Genomic DNA, 18,653 nt, shown 5'->3' on the forward strand with positions numbered 1-18,653 from the left:
GGTTACTGTCCGGCTGATTTGGCAGATTATTCGGGTCAAGTACCGTCAGCCCTGCCAGCGTATTCTCACCCAGCGCATCACGCCCGACTTTATCCGCCAGCAAAATAGCGGGGGCCGCATCGGTCAGGATATGTGCCAGACGCTCACCGGTATAGACCGGATCCAGCGGCACATAGGCACCCCCGGCTTTCAGTACGGCTAATACCCCCACCACCATTGCCGGTGAGCGTGACACGCAAACCGCCACCCGTTGGTCCGGCATAACGCCCAACGCGATCAGTTGATGCGCCAGACGGTTGGCACGGGCATTGAGCTCGGCATAGTTGAGACTCTGTTCTTCATACACCAGTGCTGTGGCATCTGGACTTTTCTCTGTCCATTGTTCAAACAGGCGGTGAATACAACCGTGATCTGGATACGACGTTTCGGTTGCATTCCAGGTTTCCAACAACAGCTTTTTCTCCGCTGTCGGCAAGATATTCAGTGTTCGTACCGGTGTCTCTGGACACTGTTCAAGGGCCTCCGCCAGACTTTCCAGTGCCTGTTGCATATAACCACATATCCGCTCCGGATCAATCGGTTGAACAATTTGCGCCGTCAATCCCAAAGCGTAACCAACATCCTCCACGGACAAGACAAACGGATAGTTAGTGCGTTCTTGCCCTCCCAAGAATTCAATACCGCTGATGATTGCATCCGTGGTAACTGACTGCGCACTATGCCGGTAGTTCAGCAACGCACTAAAGAGAGGCGCTTCCCCCGGCACTCCACTGCAACGTTGAGCCAGCGCCAGTGAGGCGTGCTCATGCTCTAGCAATCCAGCTAACCAAGCATGCGCTGCCCGTACACTGTCCTGCACCGAGGTATCATCCATATCCAGTCGCAACGGCAAGGTATTGATAAACAGCCCCATGCCACTGTCACCTCCTTGCCCTGCCTGCATTCGCCCAAACAGCACGGTGCCGAACACCACTTTCGTCTGTCCACTGGTACGTGACAAGACCTGTGCCCAGGCCAGATGGCACAAAGTCGCCAAACTGACACCCAGGCGCCGGGCCTGATTGCGCAGACGGTCATTTAACATAGCAGGTAACATCTGGTGCGATTCCGTCACCTGTGAGCCATCACGATGAACCTCCGTCAATCCAAACGGCAATGTTGGTTCATCCACTTCAGCCAACATCTCAGTAAAGAAGCGGGTATGTTCGGCCTGACTCATCCCCAGACGAACTTGAGCTACCAGATTGCGGAAAGGCACTGGCGCGGGCAAGTTCTCTTCTTGTCCGGTTAGGTAAGCCTGAACCTCGCCATGCATCACTTCCAGCGTCGTATGGTCGCCAATCAGATGATGCAGCAATTGCAGTACGCGCCAACGGCCATCGTCCTCCTGTGCTACCACAAAGTGCAACAATGGGGCTCGTTGCAGATCAATACGATAGCGACGCGGATCAAAAAGTTGAGCTAACTGGTCATGAATTGGCCCATCAACCGAATCCAATGCCAGTTTAATGACTGGCAACTGAGCCTGACGCCAAATCACTTGAGCTGGTTCTGATAATCCTTGCCAAACAAAGGCGGTACGCAGAATATCATGACGATTAACCACCTGTTGTACCGCCGCCAGATAACGATCCAATAATGAACGATCAGCAAAGACCATTTGGCTGACCAATAGATACGGATCACCTTCATTCGCCAGCAGATGGTGGAACAGAATGCCGTCCTGCAACGGTGACAAGGCATAGATATCCTGAATATTGGTCACTCCACCCGGCACTTGTTCCACGATATGGTCAATTTCAGATTGGGTCAGCTCAATCAGCGGCAACATCTCAGGTATGAGTGCCGTGGTCGCCGGGGTAATGACATTCGTCGGCACCACCACCGCCGATGATTGCCCTACTGTTTGGGCAAATACCGATAATACTGGGGATTGAAACAGGTCGCGCACCGCCAATGTTAGTCCAACATGGCGCAGACGTTCAATCATCCGCACCGCAAGCAGAGAATGGCCGCCCAAGGCAAAGAAACTGTCGTGCCGACTGACTTGTTCAATACCCAACAATTCACTCCAGATAGCGGCCAATAGGATTTCTGTTTCTCCCTGAGGCGCCTCATAAACCTGACGGGCAAAAGCTTCCTCCCCTGGCACCGGTAGCGCCCGGCGATCTAGTTTGCCATTCGGTGTCAACGGGAAAGTATCCAGACGTACAAAAGCTGTCGGCACCATATAATCCGGTAAAATGGTACTCAGGTGGGTATGCAGACGATTAACTAACTCCTCATCCGTTTCTGTCACCACATAAGCCACCAACCGTTTGTCCTGCCCATCACCCAGCGCCAACACAACCGCTTCATTCACCGCTGGATATTCCATCAATCGGGCTTCAATTTCCCCCGGCTCAATACGGAAGCCGCGGATTTTCACCTGTTGGTCATTACGGCCCAAGAACTCCAGATTGCCATCCGGTAGGTAACGGGCTAAATCCCCAGTTCGGTACAAGCGGGCATCCGGCTTATCACTAAATGGATCTGGTAGAAAACGTTCCGCGGTCAGTTCGGGACGATTAAGATAGCCACAGACAACCCCATCTCCACCAATATAAATTTCACCGATTACCCCCTGCGGTACTAGCTGACCATAAGTATCCAACAGATAAACCCGTGTATTAGCTATCGGTCGACCAATGGGAATACGAGTCACTTCTGGCGATAATTCTGCAATACGGTAGGTGGTGGTAAAGGTAGTACCCTCACTCGGTCCATAACCATTCAATAACTGTTGAGGCGGGCTATCACGCAAAACCTGCGCCATCACATGGGGATCAAGGACATCACCGCCAACAATGAGAATTTTGATTTGAGGTAACACCGGAGACAACTCTGTCACCAGCCGGTTAAACAACCCGACACTCAGCCACAGCACCGTAATGTGATAATTCTGTAATGCCTGAACAAATTCTTTAGGCGTCAACAAGGTAGTGTGATCAATCACCACCAGCATACCGCCATTGAGCAATGGCGCCCAGACTTCAAAAGTACTGGCATCGAAAGCCGGGTTAGCCTCAAACGCCACCCGATCATCCGGCCCGATTTCAGCGTACCCGTTATTGATGACCAGTCGGACCACCGCACGATGCGGCACCATTACCCCTTTGGGTGTACCAGTCGAGCCGGAAGTGTACATAATATAAGCTAATTCGGTACTGGACCTAGGCAAATCAAGATTAAGGTAATCCTCCTCTCCTACAGCACCCATCTCATCAGCCAGGCAATACAGGGGAATTGTCAGATCAACCGGGATATCAGTGAGCAATAATTTGGCTGAACAGTCGGTTATCAGCCAGTTTTTCCGCTCGTCCGGTACCCGAGGATCGATTGGCACATAAACGGCCCCGGCTTTGAGAATTGCCAATTGAGCCACAACCAGCTCAATGGAGCGTTCTAATAGCACCGCAATCCGATCATCCGACTTTATCCCCCGCTTAATTAACTGGCGGGCCAGTCGGTTAGCGTAGGCATTTAATTCGGTATAGCTGAGAATGTGTTCTTCATACACCAGCGCTACTGCATCAGGAGTTTTCTCCGTCTGCTGTTCAAACAACCGATGAATGCATGTCTGGTCAGGATATCGCGTTTGGGTTGCATTCCAAGTTTCCAGTAACAGCTTGCGCTCCGCTACGGCCAATATATCGATTTTCCCAACCGGCTGTTGAGGGTTAGCTGCCATCTCTCGTAGTACGGTATGGAGATACCCCACTTGCCGCTCAATGGTAAGTTGATCAAACAGAGCGGTGGAATAATTCAGATACCCGACAATTCGGCCATCCACCTCAGACAGGCTCAATTCAAGATCAAACTTCGCGATATCAATGCGTTGTTCGGCAGGTGAAACCGTCAATCCCGGCATCGGCCATTCCATGCCTTCATTGTTCTGCCAGGCAAACATCACCTGGAACAGTGGAGTATGTGCCAGGTGGCGTGGTGGTTGTACGATTTCCACTACCTGTTCAAACGGCAAATCCTGATGCTCCTGTGCCGCCAGCGCAGTTTGTCGCACTCTCGCCAGCAATTCCGCCACTTTTGGGGCACCGGATAAATCCATCCGTAACGCCAGCGTATTCACAAAAAAGCCAATCAGGGATTCCACTTCCTGACGACTGCGACCGGCACTTGGCGTACCGATAACCAGATCTTCCTGACCTGACAGGCGTGATAAGACCGTTGCCCAAGCAGCCAGCAACGTCATAAATAACGTGACGCCCTGTTGCTCACTCAAACGTTTAAGAGATTGGGTTAACTCCGCATCCAGATTGACGGGCAATAAAGCCCCGGCAAACGACTGCTGAGATGGACGTGACCGATCAGTAGGCAAATCCAGTAGAACCGGCGCGTCTGCCAGCTTCATTCGCCAATAGTCAGATTGGATTTGTAACCGCTCCGCCGACAGCCACTGACGCTGCCAAGCGGCATAATCAGGATACTGAATTGCCAGCGGCGGCAACGGATCTGGCAGCCCCATTGAAAAAGAGGTATAGAGGGCGCTCAACTCGCGCATCAACACGCCAGCCGACCAGCCGTCTGACACAATATGATGCTGAGTCAGCAAAAAGACATAATCATCATCAGCCCGTTGTATCAAACCCGCTCGGATTAACGGACCACCAGCAAGATCAAACGGCGCCTCCGCTTCTTGTACACATAAACGCTCAAGCTGTTTATCCGCATCAGACACTTTACGCAAATCGTGTTTGCTCATCGGCAAACCCAATGCAGCCGGCAACAATTCGACCTGAGGCTGACCATCCATCGAGGTAAAGATAGAACGCAAAGCCTCATGACGGGCAAACAAGCGATTCAGCGCCTGCTGCCAGGCAGAGATATCCAACTGACCATGTAAACGCAGGGCCATTGGGACATGATAAGTCTGGCTAACCCCCTCAAATTGGGCCATGAACCATAGACGCTGTTGAGCAAATGACAAAGGTAATGCACCCTCACGGGATATCGGCAACATAGCAGACACGCTATTGCTCTGTTCACTAAGCTGAGCCTCCATTACCTCAGCAAAGGCTGCCAACGTCGGTGATTTAAACAACGTGGTCAGCGGCAATTCAATGCCTAAAGCCGCTATTCGGTTCATCATTCGCACCGCCAACAACGAATGGCCTCCCAAGGAAAAGAAGCTGTCATACCGCCCCACTTGCTCAATCCCCAGTAACTCACGCCAGATAGCAGCCAATGCTATCTCTGTTTCGCCTTGTGGCGCTTCGTAAATCTGACGGGAAAATGCTTCTTCGTCCGGTGCCGGTAAAGCTAGACGGTCCAGTTTTCCATTCGGCGTCAACGGCAGTGTATCTAAACGGATAAAAGCCGCCGGTATCATATAATCCGGCAAAATTGTGTTCAGGTGAGTACGCAGGCTATTCGCTAACTCATTGTTTTCTTCTGCCGTCACCCAGGCAACTAAACGCTTATCGTGCCCTTCACCCAACGCTAACACCACCGCTTCACGCACCGCCGGGTACTCTGTCAACCGGGCCTCAATTTCACCCGGTTCAATCCGGAAGCCCCTAATTTTAATCTGCTGGTCATTACGACCAACGAATACTAAATTGCCATCTGGCAGATAACGAGCCAAATCCCCGGTCCGATACATCCGCGCATTCGGCATTTCACTAAATGGATCAGCTAAGAAGCGTTCAGCCGTCAGTTCAGGACGATTAAGGTAGCCACGCGCCACTCCTGCACCACCTACATACAACTCACCCACTGCCCCCAACGGCACTGGCTGGCCGTAGGTATCCAGCAAATAAATCTGGGTGTTCGCCGTCGGATGGCCGATCGGCACTATCGTATCTGTGTAGTCTGGCGGACAACGCCAGGTCGCCACACACACCGTGATTTCTGTCGGACCATAGGCATTAAACAGCGTCGCTCGGCGACAAAGTGCCTGAAATAGCGCGGCACCAGGTGCTTCACCGCCTAATATCACTGTCGGTGTTATCGTCAACGTCGGTAAATCTCCCCCATCCCGAAGTAAAGCCGGAGTCAGACAGGCATGGGTCACTGCCTGTTGCTCCAGATAATGCCAGAGGCGAAGCGGGTCCTGACGGACGCCATCGACAGCAATAACCAGACAGGCCCCACTCCCCAACGCCATCATGATTTCCCAAACACTGGCATCAAAACTCAATGAGGCAAACTGCAACATCCGGCTATCCGAGTGAACGCCAAACTGAGCGATTTTATCCCGGATAAGATTGATCAGCCCACGATGTTCAACCATCACGCCTTTTGGTGTGCCAGTTGAACCCGATGTGTAAATCACATACGCCAGATGCTGTGCAGTCAAGGCGGTTACTTGCGGATTACTGTCCGGCTGATCAGGCAAAATATTCGGGTCCAGCACAGTGAGTCCCGCCAGTGCTTCCTCACCCAATGCGATACATCCAATATTATCCGCCAGCAAAATAGCCGGTGCTGCATCAGTCAAAATATGTACCAAACGTTCCTTCGGATAAGCCGGGTCCAATGGAACATAGGCTCCCCCCGCTTTCAACACCGCCAGCAAGCCCACAATCATCGTCGGTGAACGTGTCACACAAATCGCTACTCGCTGGTCTGGTGTAACACCCAGCGCAATCAGTTGATGGGCCAGTCGGTTAGCTCGGGTATTCAGTTCCGCATAGCTGAACGTCTGTTCTTCATACATCAGTGCCGTAGCATCCGGGTTTTTCTCTACTTGTTGTTCAAATAATTGATGGATACATAACTGCTCAGGGTAGACAGCTTCAGTCGCATTCCAGGTTTTTAATAACAATGTGCGTTCAGTCTCGGGCAAAATTTCCAACGTCCGTACTGGCGTTTCCGGGGCCAACTCAAGTGTTTCCGCCAAACTTTCCAACGCTTGTTGCATATAACCGCACACTCGTTCCGGATCAAATGGCTGAACAATTTGCGCTGTTAGCCCCAGTGCATTCCCAAAATCCTCCACCGATAAAGTGAGCGGATAGTTGGTACGTTCTTGAGCGCCAAGAAACTCCACCCCATTCATGATTTCATTCGAAGTCGCAGATAACGCACTGTGCCGGTAATTCAACAAAGCACTAAAGAGTGGAACTTCACCTTGCACCCCACTGCAACGTTGAGCCAGCGCCAGTGAAGCATGTTCATGCTCCAGTAATTCGGCTAACCGGGCATGTGCTGCCTGTACACTCCCCCGTACTGGGGTATCATCCATATCCAGCCGTAACGGCAAGGTATTAATAAACAACCCCATACCACTGTCAGTCCCTTGCCCTGCTTGCATTCGCCCAAACAATACGGTGCCGAAAACCACTTTTTTCTGTCCGCTGGTACGCGACAAGACCTGTGCCCAGGCTAGATGGCACAGCGCCGCTAGACTGACACCCAAACGCCGGGCCTGACTACGCAAGCGGTTGTTCAATATCGCGGGCAACATTCGATAAGATTGGCTCATCTGGGAACCATCCCGATGTACTTCCATCAATCCGAACGGCAACGTCGGTTCATCCACCTCAGCCAACATGTCAGTAAAGAAACGGGTATGCTCAGCCTGATTCATCCCCAGACGAACTTGAGCCACCAGATTGCGGAAAGGGGTCGGCGCAGGCAAGCTGCTTTCCTGCCCAGTAAGGTACGCCTGAACTTCGCGGTGCATCACTTCCATTGTGGTATGGTCGCCAATTAAATGATGCTGCAATTGCAGGGCAATCCAGCGACCATCCGCTTCCTGTGCAATAACAAAACGTAACAGTGGCGCCTGACCTAGATCGAGACGATGCTGACGCGGATCAAAGCGTTGAGCCAATTGCTCACAAACCGGCCCGTCAGCAGGATCTAATATCAGTTCGACAACTGATAACGGTGCCTGACGCCAGACTACTTGGGCCGGAACGGATAATCCTTGCCAGACAAAGGCAGTACGCAGGATGTCATGGCGATTAATCACCTGTTGCACCGCCGCCAGATAACAATCTAGTAAGAATCGATCAGCAAAGGCCATAGGATAAGCCAATAGATACGGATCGCCTTTATTCGCCAGTAAATGATGGAACAGAATACCGTCCTGTAACGGCGACAGAGCATAGATATCCTGAATATTAACTATTCCACCCGGCACTTGTTCCACAATATAGTCAATCTCAGTTTGGGTCAGCTCAATCAACGGCAACATCTCAGGTGTGAGTGCCGTGGTCGCCGGGGTAATGACATTCTCCGGCACCACCACCGCTTGTGACTGCCCTACTGTTTGCGCAAATGCGGACAACACCGGGAATTGGAACAGATCATACACCGCCAGCGTTAATCCTGCGTTACGCAGACGCTCAATCATCCGCACTGCAAGCAGAGAATGGCCGCCCAAGGCAAAGAAACTGTCATGCCGACTGATCTGTTCGATACCCAACAACTCACCCCAGATAGCGGCCAATAGGGTTTCTGTTTCCCCTTCCGGCGCGGCATAGACCTGACGAGCAAAGGCATCCGCCCCCGGCGCTGGCAGTGCTTGGCGATCCAACTTACCGTTTGGCGTCAAAGGGAAGGCATTCAGGCGTACAAAAGCGGCCGGTACCATATAATCCGGCAAAATGGCACTCAGATATTCACGCAGGCTCGCCGTCAATCCGTCATCTGGCTCTGTCACCACATAAGCCACCAGCCGTTTGTCCTGTCCGTCACTTAACACCAGCACTAATGCGCCACTTACCGCAGGATGCTCCGTCAGCCGCGCTTCAATTTCTTCCGGCTCAATACGGAAGCCCCTAATTTTAACCTGTTGATCGTTACGGCCAACGAATACCAGATTGCCATCTGGCAGGTAACGGGCTAAATCCCCGGTGCGATACAGACGGGCATCGGGTTCATTACTGAACGGATCAGTGAGGAAACGTTCAGCGGTCAGCTCAGGACGATTGAGATAACCACGAGCGACACCCACGCCACCGATATACAATTCCCCCACCGCCCCTAACGGTACCGGCTGACCATAAGCATCCAGTAGATAAACCCGTGTGTTGGTTGTTGGACGCCCAATAGGAACCCATGCATCTGTATAGTCTGGTGGGCAAGACCAAGAGGTGGCGCAAACTGTAATTTCCGTCGGGCCATAATCATTAAATAGATTTGCCCGATCACTCAACGCTCGGAATAGGGTTGAACCTGGCGCTTCTCCTGCAAATATTAATGTAGGCTTTATCGTTATTACCGGTAAATCGCTCTCTTCCCGGAACAGAGCCGGTGGCAGGAAAGCGTGCGTTATTGCTTGTTTTTCCAGATAAGACCAAAGACGACGCGGATCATGACGGATGATATCGGTAGGAATAACCAGACAGGCCCCGCCACTTAATGCTGTCATGATTTCCGAAACACTGGCATCAAAACCCGATGAAGCAAATTGTAATATCCGACTGGTTTCATTAACGCTAAACCGGGTAATTTGAGCCAGAGCTAGGTTAACTACTCCACGATGTTCGACCATCACCCCTTTCGGCGTGCCGGTCGAACCCGAGGTGTAAACCACATAAGCCAAATGTCGTTCAGTCAATTCAGGTATCTGCGGATTACTGTCCGCTTGGTCAAACAAGATATTCGGATCGAGCATCATCAGGTCTGCAAGTACCTTCTCACCCAGCGCAGCACGTCCGGTATCATCCGCCAACAAAATAGTCGGCTCGGCATCAGCCAGAATATGCCCCAAACGTTCGCCAGAATAAGCCGGGTCCAGTGGCACATAGGCTCCACCAGCTTTTAGCACCGCTAACAACCCGACTATCATTGCTGGTGAACGTGCCACACAAATCGCCACTCGCTGATCCGGTACCACACCCAACGCAATCAGTTGATGCGCCAGCCGATTAGCGCGAGCATTTAATTCGGCATAACTAAGGATTTGCTGTTCATAGATTAGTACTGTGGCATCCGGGCTTTTCTCTGCCCATTGCTCAAACAATCGGTGAATCCAACTGTGATCTGGATACGACACTTCGGTCATGTTCCAGGTTTCCAATAACAGCTTGCGTTCCGCTACGGTCAGGATATCGATTTTCCCGACCGTCTGTTGAGGGTTAGCCGCCATCGCTCGCAGTACAGTATGGAGATAACCCATCTGCCGCTCAATGGTCGCTTGATCAAATAGCGCGGTGGCATAATTCAGATAACCGACAATTTGGCCGTTCACCTCAGACAGGCTCAATTCAAGATCAAATTTAGCGATATCGATGAATTGATCAACAGGTGAAACCGTCAGTCCCGGCAGCCGCCATTCTGTATTCTCATTGTTCTGCCAGGCAAACATCACCTGAAACAGCGGAGTATGCGCCAGTCGACGTGGCGGTTGCACTATTTCTACCACTTGTTCAAAGGGTAGATCCTGATGCTCCTGTGCCGCCAACGCGGTTTGTCGCACCCGCGCCAGCAATTCCGCCACATTCGGCGCACCGGACAAGTCCATACGCAACGCCAGCGTATTCACAAAGAAACCAATCAGGGACTCCACTTCCTGTCTACTGCGACCGGCGCTTGGCGTACCGATAACCAGATCTTCCTGACCGGACAGGCGCGATAGAACCGTCGACCAGGCCGCTAACAGGGTCATAAATAACGTGACGCCCTGTTGCTCACTCAAGCGTTTAAGGGATTGGGTTAATTCCGCATCCAGACTGACGGGCAAGATATTTCCGGCAAATGACTGCTGAGGCGGACGTGGCCGGTCAGTAGGCAAATCCAGTAGAATCGGTGCATCAACCAGTCTCGCGCGCCAATAATCAGATTGAGACTGTATGCGTTCAGCCGATAGCCATTGACGCTGCCAGGCGGCGTAATCAGGATACTGAATCGTCAACGGCAACAACGGATCCGGTTGTCCCGCCAGAAAAGCGGTATAAAGAGTGTTCAATTCATGCATCAATACGCTGACCGACCAGCCATCGAAAACAATATGATGCTGGGTCAGCAGAAAAACGTGGGCATCATTAGTCAGTTGTACCAGAGCAGAACGAATTAATGGGCCACGGGCAAGATCAAACGGCGCTTCAACTTCCTGAGTAGAGAGAGACGCCAGCTGCGCCTCCACATCAGGCGTGTCACGCAGATCATATTTCTTCATCGGCAGGCCCAATGCCGCCGGCAACAATTCCACCTGTGGCTGGCCGTCAACAGCAACAAAAACAGAACGCAATGCTTCGTGACGGGCAAACAGCGTATCAAGCGCCTGCTGCCAAGCCGCGATATCCAGTCGCCCCTGCAAACGCAGAGCCAGAGGAATATGATAGGTCTCACTCACTCCCTCAAACTGCGCCAGAAACCACAGACGCTGTTGCGCAAATGATAGCGGTAACTGGCCCTCACGGGACAGTGGAATGATAGCGGGTAATATCTTGTCCGACTCATCAAACTGAGCTCGCATCACTTCAGCAAAGGCCATCAAAGACGGGAATGTAAACAGCATGGACAATGGCAATTCAATCCCCAACGCCGCTAGCCGGTTTATCATTCGCACCGCCAACAAGGAATGGCCGCCCAGTGCGAAAAAGTTGTCATACCGGCTAATCCGCTCAACGCCCAATAACTCATGCCAGATAGCCGCCAATGTGGTTTCCATCTCCCCTGACGGCGCGGCGTAAACCTGCCGTGCAACATCTTCTTCACCCGGTGCCGGTAGCGCCCGACGGTCCAGCTTGCCGTTCGGGGTCAGCGGGAAAGCATCCAGACGTACAAACGCGGTCGGCACCATATAATCCGGTAACACCGCACTTAAGTGAGTACGCAGATGGTTAACCAATGTCTCATTCGCTTCTGCCACCACATAAGCCACCAATCGTTTGTCCTGGCCGTTATCTAGTACCAGTACAGCAACCTCATTTACCGCCGGGTGCTCTATCAATCGTGCTTCGATTTCCCCCGGCTCAATGCGGAAACCACGAATTTTCACCTGCTGGTCATTACGGCCCAGGAATTCCAGATTACCGTCCGGCAGGTAACGGGCCAAATCTCCTGTCCGATACAGGCGGGCATTTGGTTCATCACTAAACGGATCCGGCAGAAAACGTTCCGCCGTCAGTTCAGGACGATTAAGATAGCCACAGGCAACCCCATCTCCGCCGATATAAATCTCTCCTTCCACATTCAACGGTACTGGTTGACCATTCGTATCCAGTAGATAAATTCGCGTATTGGCTATTGGTCGGCCAATGGGGATTCTCACCACTCTCGATGGTAACGCTGTAATACGGTAGGTGGTGGTAAAGGTAGTGCCTTCACTGGGTCCATAACCATTCAATAATTGTTGAGGCGGGTTATTACACAGAACCTGCTTAATCACATGCGGGTCCAGCACATCGCCGCCGACAATCAGAATTTTGAGTTGAGGAAGAACCGGGGATAACTCTGCCGCCAGCCGGTTAAACAGCCCGACACTCAGCCACAGTACAGTAATGCGATAAATCTGTAATGTCTGGGCAAACTCTCTAGGCGTTAGCACAGTAGCATGATCAATCACTACCAGCGTACCGCCATTCAACAAAGGCGCCCAAACTTCAAAGGTGCTGGCATCAAAAGCCGGATTAGCCTCAAACGCCACCCGATCATCCGGCTCAATTTCAGCGTATCCGTTATTAATCACCAGCCGAACCACCGCCCTATGCGGCACCATTACCCCTTTGGGTGTTCCGGTTGAGCCGGAGGTATACATAATATAGGCCAGATCAGTACTGGAGTGAGACAAGTCAGGATTGCGGTAATCTTCCGCCCTGATAGCGCCGATCTCATCAACCAACTTAACCGGGATATCAGTAAGCAATAACCTGGCTGAACAGTCAGTTATCAGCCAGCGCTTCCGCTCATCCGGCAATCGGGGGTCGATCGGCACATAAACGGCCCCGGCCTTAAGGATAGCCAACTGAGCCACCACCAGTTCAATAGAACGTTCTAACTGCACAGCAACCCGGTCATTCGGCTGGATCTCCTGTCCAATTAACCAGTGAGCCAACCGGTTGGCGCGAGCATTTAATTCGGCATAGTTGAGAATGTGTTCTCCATGCACCAACGCTATCGCATCAGGAGTATTTTCTGCCCATTGTTCAAACAGCCAATGAATACAACACTGGTCAGGATATGGCACCTGAGTCGCATTCCAAGTCTCCAACAACAGTCTTTTTTCTGCTGCTGGCAAAATATTCAATGCCCGTACCGGTGTCTCTGGCCCCTGTTCAAGCGCCTCTGCCAGACTTTCCAGCGCCTGTTGCATATAACCACATATTCGCTCTGGATCAATAGGTTGAACAATTTGCGCCGTCAATCCCAAAGAATGACCAAAATCCTCCACCGAAAGCACCAACGGATAGTTCGTACGTTCTTGCTCGCTAAGGAATTCAATACCGTTGATGACTGCATCTGTGGTAATTGGTTGTGCACTATGCCGGTAGTTCAGTAACGCGCTAAAGAGAGGAACCTCCCCCGATACTCCACTGCAACGCTGAGCCAGCGCCAGTGACGCATGTTCATGCTCCAGCAATCCGGCTAACCGGGTATGGGCTAACCGCACACTGTCCTGCACCGGGGTATCATCCATATCCAGCCGCAACGGCAAGGTATTGATAAACAGTCCCATGCCGCTGTCAGCGCCTTGCCCTGCCTGCATCCGCCCAAACAGCACGGTGCCGAACACCACTTTCGCTTGTCCGCTAGTACGTGACAACACCTGCGCCCAGGCCAGATGGCATAACGCAGCCAAACTGACGCCCAGACGCCGGGCCTGACTACGCAGACGATCATTTAACGTAATGGATAACATCCGGTGCGATTCCGTCACCTGTGAACCATCCCGATGGACCTCCGTCAACCCGAATGGCAGCGTCGGTTCATCCACTTCAGACAACATGTCAGTAAAGAAGCGGGTATGTTCGGCTTGACTCGCCCCCAACCGAGCCTGAGCCACCAGATTGCGGAAAGGGATCGGCACAGGTAAGTTCCCTTCCTGCCCGGCAAGATAAGCCTGAACCTCACGGTTCATCACTTCCAGCGTCGTGTGGTCGCCAATCAGATGATGCAGTAGTTGCAATACGCTCCAGCGGCCATCCTCCTCCTGCGCTATCGCAAAGCGCAACAAGGGAGCTTGGTTCAAGTCAAGGCGATGATGACGTGGGTCAAAATGTTGAGCTAACTGGTCACGGATCGCTCCATTAACTGGGTCTAATGTCAGTTCAGTGACTGATAATTGAGTCTGGCGCCAAACCACTTGAGCCGGCTCTGATAATCCTTGCCAAACAAAAGCGGTACGCAGAATATCATGACGGTTAATCACCTGTTGCACTGCCGCCAGATAACGATCCAGCAATGAACGATCAGCAAAAATCATTTGGCTGACCAATAGATACGGATCACCTTTATTCGTCAGCAAATGGTGGAATAGGATGCCATCCTGCAACGGTGACAGGGCATAAATATCCTGAATATTGGCAACCCCACCCGGCACCTGTTCAATGATATGGTCAATTTCAGACTGAGTTAAATCAATTAACGGCAACATTTCGGGTGTAAGTGCTGTGATTGCCGAGGTAATGACATTTGTCGGCACTATCACCGCCTGTGACTGCCCTATTGTTTGGGCAAATTCAGATAACACTGGGGATTGGAATAAATCACGCACCGCAAGTGTTAACCCTGCATTACGCAGACGTTCAACCATCCGTACCGCCAGCAACGAATGACCGCCCAAGGCAAAGAAGCTGTCATGCCGACTCACCTGTTCAACGCCCAACAACTCGCTCCAGACAGCGGCCAATAAGGTTTCTGTCTCTCCTTGAGGCACCGCATAAACCTGACGGGCAAAAGCTTCCGCCCCCGGCGCAGGCAACGCCCGGCGATCCAGTTTGCCACTTGGCGTCAACGGCAAGGTATCCAAACGCACAAAGGCCGCTGGCACCATATAATCCGGCAAAATAGCACTCAGATAGACACGCAAGCTGTTAACTAGTCCGTCATCCGCTTCTGCCACCACATAAGCCACCAACCGTTTATCCTGATCGTCGCCCAAAGCCAGCACCAACGCTTCACTCACCGCGGGGTGTTCCAGCAATCGAGCTTCGATTTCTCCCGGTTCGATGCGGAAACCGCGGATTTTCACTTGCTGGTCATTACGCCCCAAGAATTCCAGATTGCCATCCGGCAAGTAGCGGGCTAAATCCCCGGTTCGGTACAGGCGAGCATCCGACTTATCGCTAAACGGATCGGCCAGAAAACGTTCTGCCGTCAAATCAGGGCGATTGAGATAACCTCGCGCCACCCCCACACCGCCAATATAGAGCTCACCGACCGCGCCTAGCGGCACGGGCTGGCCGTCAGTATTTAGCAAATAAACCTGTGTGTTAGCTGTCGGACGCCCAATGGCAATGACGCCCTCAGCATAATCTGACGGACAACGCCAGGCGGCCGCACACACCGTGATCTCCGTTGGGCCATAGGCATTAAACACCGTCGCCCGACGACTCAATGCCTGAAGCAGTGTTGCGCTGGGTGCCTCACCACCGAGTATCAACGTCGGTCTTATTGTCATCTTCGGCAGATCAGTTCCCTCCCGGAGCAAGGCTGGTGTCAGGCAGGCATGGGTTATCGCCTGTTCTTCCAGATAATGCCAGAGATAACGAGGCTCCTGGCGAACCGTATCAGCCGGGATCGCCAAAATGGCCCCACTGCACAATGCCATCATGGTTTCCCAGACACTGGCATCAAAGCCAAATGAAGCAAACTGCAACATCCGGCTACCCGAATGAATATCAAACTGAACAATTTTTTCCTGAATCAGGTTAACCAGCCCACGATGTTCGACCATTACTCCCTTTGGTATGCCGGTTGAACCGGAGGTATAAATTACATACGCCAGATGGCGTGGGGTTAATGCCGGTACTTGCGGATTGTTATCCGGTTGGTTTGGTAATGAATTTGGGTCCAGTACAGTTAACGCCGCCAATACTTTTTCGCCTAACGCGGCATATCCAGTATTATCCGCCAGCACAATAGTCGGCGCAGCATCGGTTAAAATATGAACCAGACGTTCCCCCGGATAAGCCGGGTCTAGCGGTACATAGGCCCCCCCGGCTTTCAGTACTGCCAACAGCCCCACTATCCGCGCTGGCGAACTCGCGACGCAAATTGCCACCCGCTGCTCTGGTGCGACTCCCAACGTAATCAGTTGATGTGCCAGCCGATTCGCACGGACATTTAATTCGGCATAACTAAGGGCTTGCCCTGCATACACCAACGCCGTCGCATCCGGGGTTTTCTCTGCCTGTTGCTCAAACAGCCGGTGAATACCATCGTGATCTGGATACGACGTTTCGGTCGCATTCCAGATTTCCAATAACAACCTGCGTTCCGCTACAGTCAGGATATCGATTTTCCCAACCGGCTGTTGAGGGTTAGCCGCCATCGCCTGTAATACGGTGTGGAGATAGCCCACTTGTCGCTCAATGGTCGGTTGATCAAATAGCGCGGTGGCATAATTCAGATAACCGACAATTCGACCATCAACCTCAGACAAGCTCAATTCAAGATCAAATTTAGCGATATCGATGAATTGATCGGCAGATGAAACCGCCAGTCCCGGCAGCCGCCATTCTGTATTCTCATTGTTCTGCCAGGCAAACATCACCTGAAACAGCGGAGTATGCGCCAGTCGACGTGGCGGTTGCACTATTTCTACCACTTGTTCAAAGGGTAGATCCTGATGCTCCTGTGCCGCCAACGCAGTTTGTCGCACCCGCGCCAGCAATTCCGCCACATTCGGCGCACCGGACAAGTCCATACGCAACGCCAGCGTATTCACAAAGAAACCAATCAGGGACTCCACTTCCTGTCTACTGCGACCGGCGCTTGGCGTACCGATAACCAGATCTTCCTGACCTGATAGACGCGACAGAACCGTCGCCCAAGCCGCCAACAGGATCATAAATAACGTGACGCCCTGTTGTTCACTCAGGCGCTTAAGAGATTGAGTTAACCCCGCATCCAGACTGACGGGCAATAAGGCCCCGGTAAAAGATTGATGAAGCGGACGTGGCCGGTCAGTAGGTAAATCCAAAAGAACCGGAGCATCAACCAGTCTCGTGCGCCAATAGTCAGATTGGGATTGTATGCGTTCAGCCGACAACCATTGACGCTGCCAGGCGGCGTAATCAGGATACTGAATCGCCAACGGCGGCAACGGATCTGACTGCCCAGCCAGAAACGCGGTGTAAAGAGTGCTCAATTCACGCATCAACACACTGACAGACCAACCATCAAAAACAATATGGTGCAAGGTCAGTAAGAAAACGTGTTCATCGTCAGCCAGTTGTATCAGACTGGAACGAATTAATGGACCACAGGCAAGATCAAACGGCGCTTCAACTTCCTGAGCAGAGAGAGAGGCAAGCTGCGCATCCACATCAGGCGTGTCACGCAGATCATATTTTTTCATCAGCAAACCTGATGACGCTGGCAACAACTCCACCTGTGGCTGGCCGTCGACAGCAACAAAAACAGAACGCAATGCTTCATGGCGGGCAAACAGCGTATCAAGCGCCTGTTGCCAAGCGGTGATATCCAATCGACCACGCAAACGCAGGGCCAACGGAATATGATAGGTCTCACTCACGCCGTTAAGCTGGGCCAGGAACCACAGTCGCTGTTGCGCAAATGACAACGGCAATTGATCCTCGCGGGATAGCGGAACGATAGCGGGCAATGCCTCTCCTGACTCATCAAACCGGGCACGCATCACTTCAGCAAAGGCCATCAAAGACGGGAATATAAACAGCGTTGACAGCGGTAATTCAATCCCCAACGCGGCTATCCGGTTCATCATCCGCACCGCCAACAGCGAATGACCACCTAGTGCGAAAAAGTTGTCATACCGACTAATCCGCTCAACACCGAGTAATTCACGCCAGATAGTCGCCAGTGTGGTTTCCATCTCCCCTGACGGCACAGCGTAAATCTGCCGGGCAAAATCTTCTTCCCCTGGGGCTGGTAATGCCCGCCGATCCAGTTTGCCGTTTGGCGTCAACGGAAACGCATCCAAACGCACAAAAGCGGCCGGCACCATATAATCCGGTAAAACCATACTTAAATGAGTATGCAGACGGTTAACCAACGCCTCATCCGCTTCTGCCGCCACATAAGCCACCAGCCGTTTATCCTGACCGTCGCCAAGCGCCAGCACAACCGCTTCACTCACCGCCGGGTGTTCCATCAACCGGGCTTCGATTTCCCCCGGCTCAATGCGGAATCCCCGGATTTTCACCTGCTGGTCATTACGGCCTAAGAACTCCAGATTGCCATCCGGCAGGTAACGGGCCAAATCTCCGGTGCGGTACATCCGGGCATCTGGAAGATGACTAAACGGGTTTGCCAGAAAACGCTCCGCGGTCAGTTCAGGACGATTGAGATAACCCCGTGCCACACCGGCCCCGCCAATATATAACTCACCCACGCTGCCCAGCGGTACTGGCTGACCATACTTATCCAACAGATAGAGGGTTAAATCCGGGATACGCGTGCCAATAGGACTCGTTGTCTGTTCTGCATCATGGCGACCCAGTGCCCGGTAAGTGACGTGAACCGTGGTCTCTGTGATACCGTACATATTCACCAAC

The 18,653-nt window shown here is 52.2% G+C and carries 1 protein-coding gene; it reads right to left on the reverse strand.

Annotated elements, in window-relative coordinates; translation table 11 throughout:
- Positions 1-18,649, reverse strand: an 18,649-nt coding sequence (locus tag EAE90_RS22080; protein ID WP_339921756.1) for a non-ribosomal peptide synthase/polyketide synthase, incomplete at its 3' end; no start/stop codon positions are given.
- Positions 18,650-18,653 lie beyond the last annotated feature (4 nt).

Source organism: Photorhabdus caribbeanensis (assembly GCF_018448885.1).
Taxonomy (GTDB): Bacteria; Pseudomonadota; Gammaproteobacteria; order Enterobacterales; family Enterobacteriaceae; genus Photorhabdus; species Photorhabdus caribbeanensis.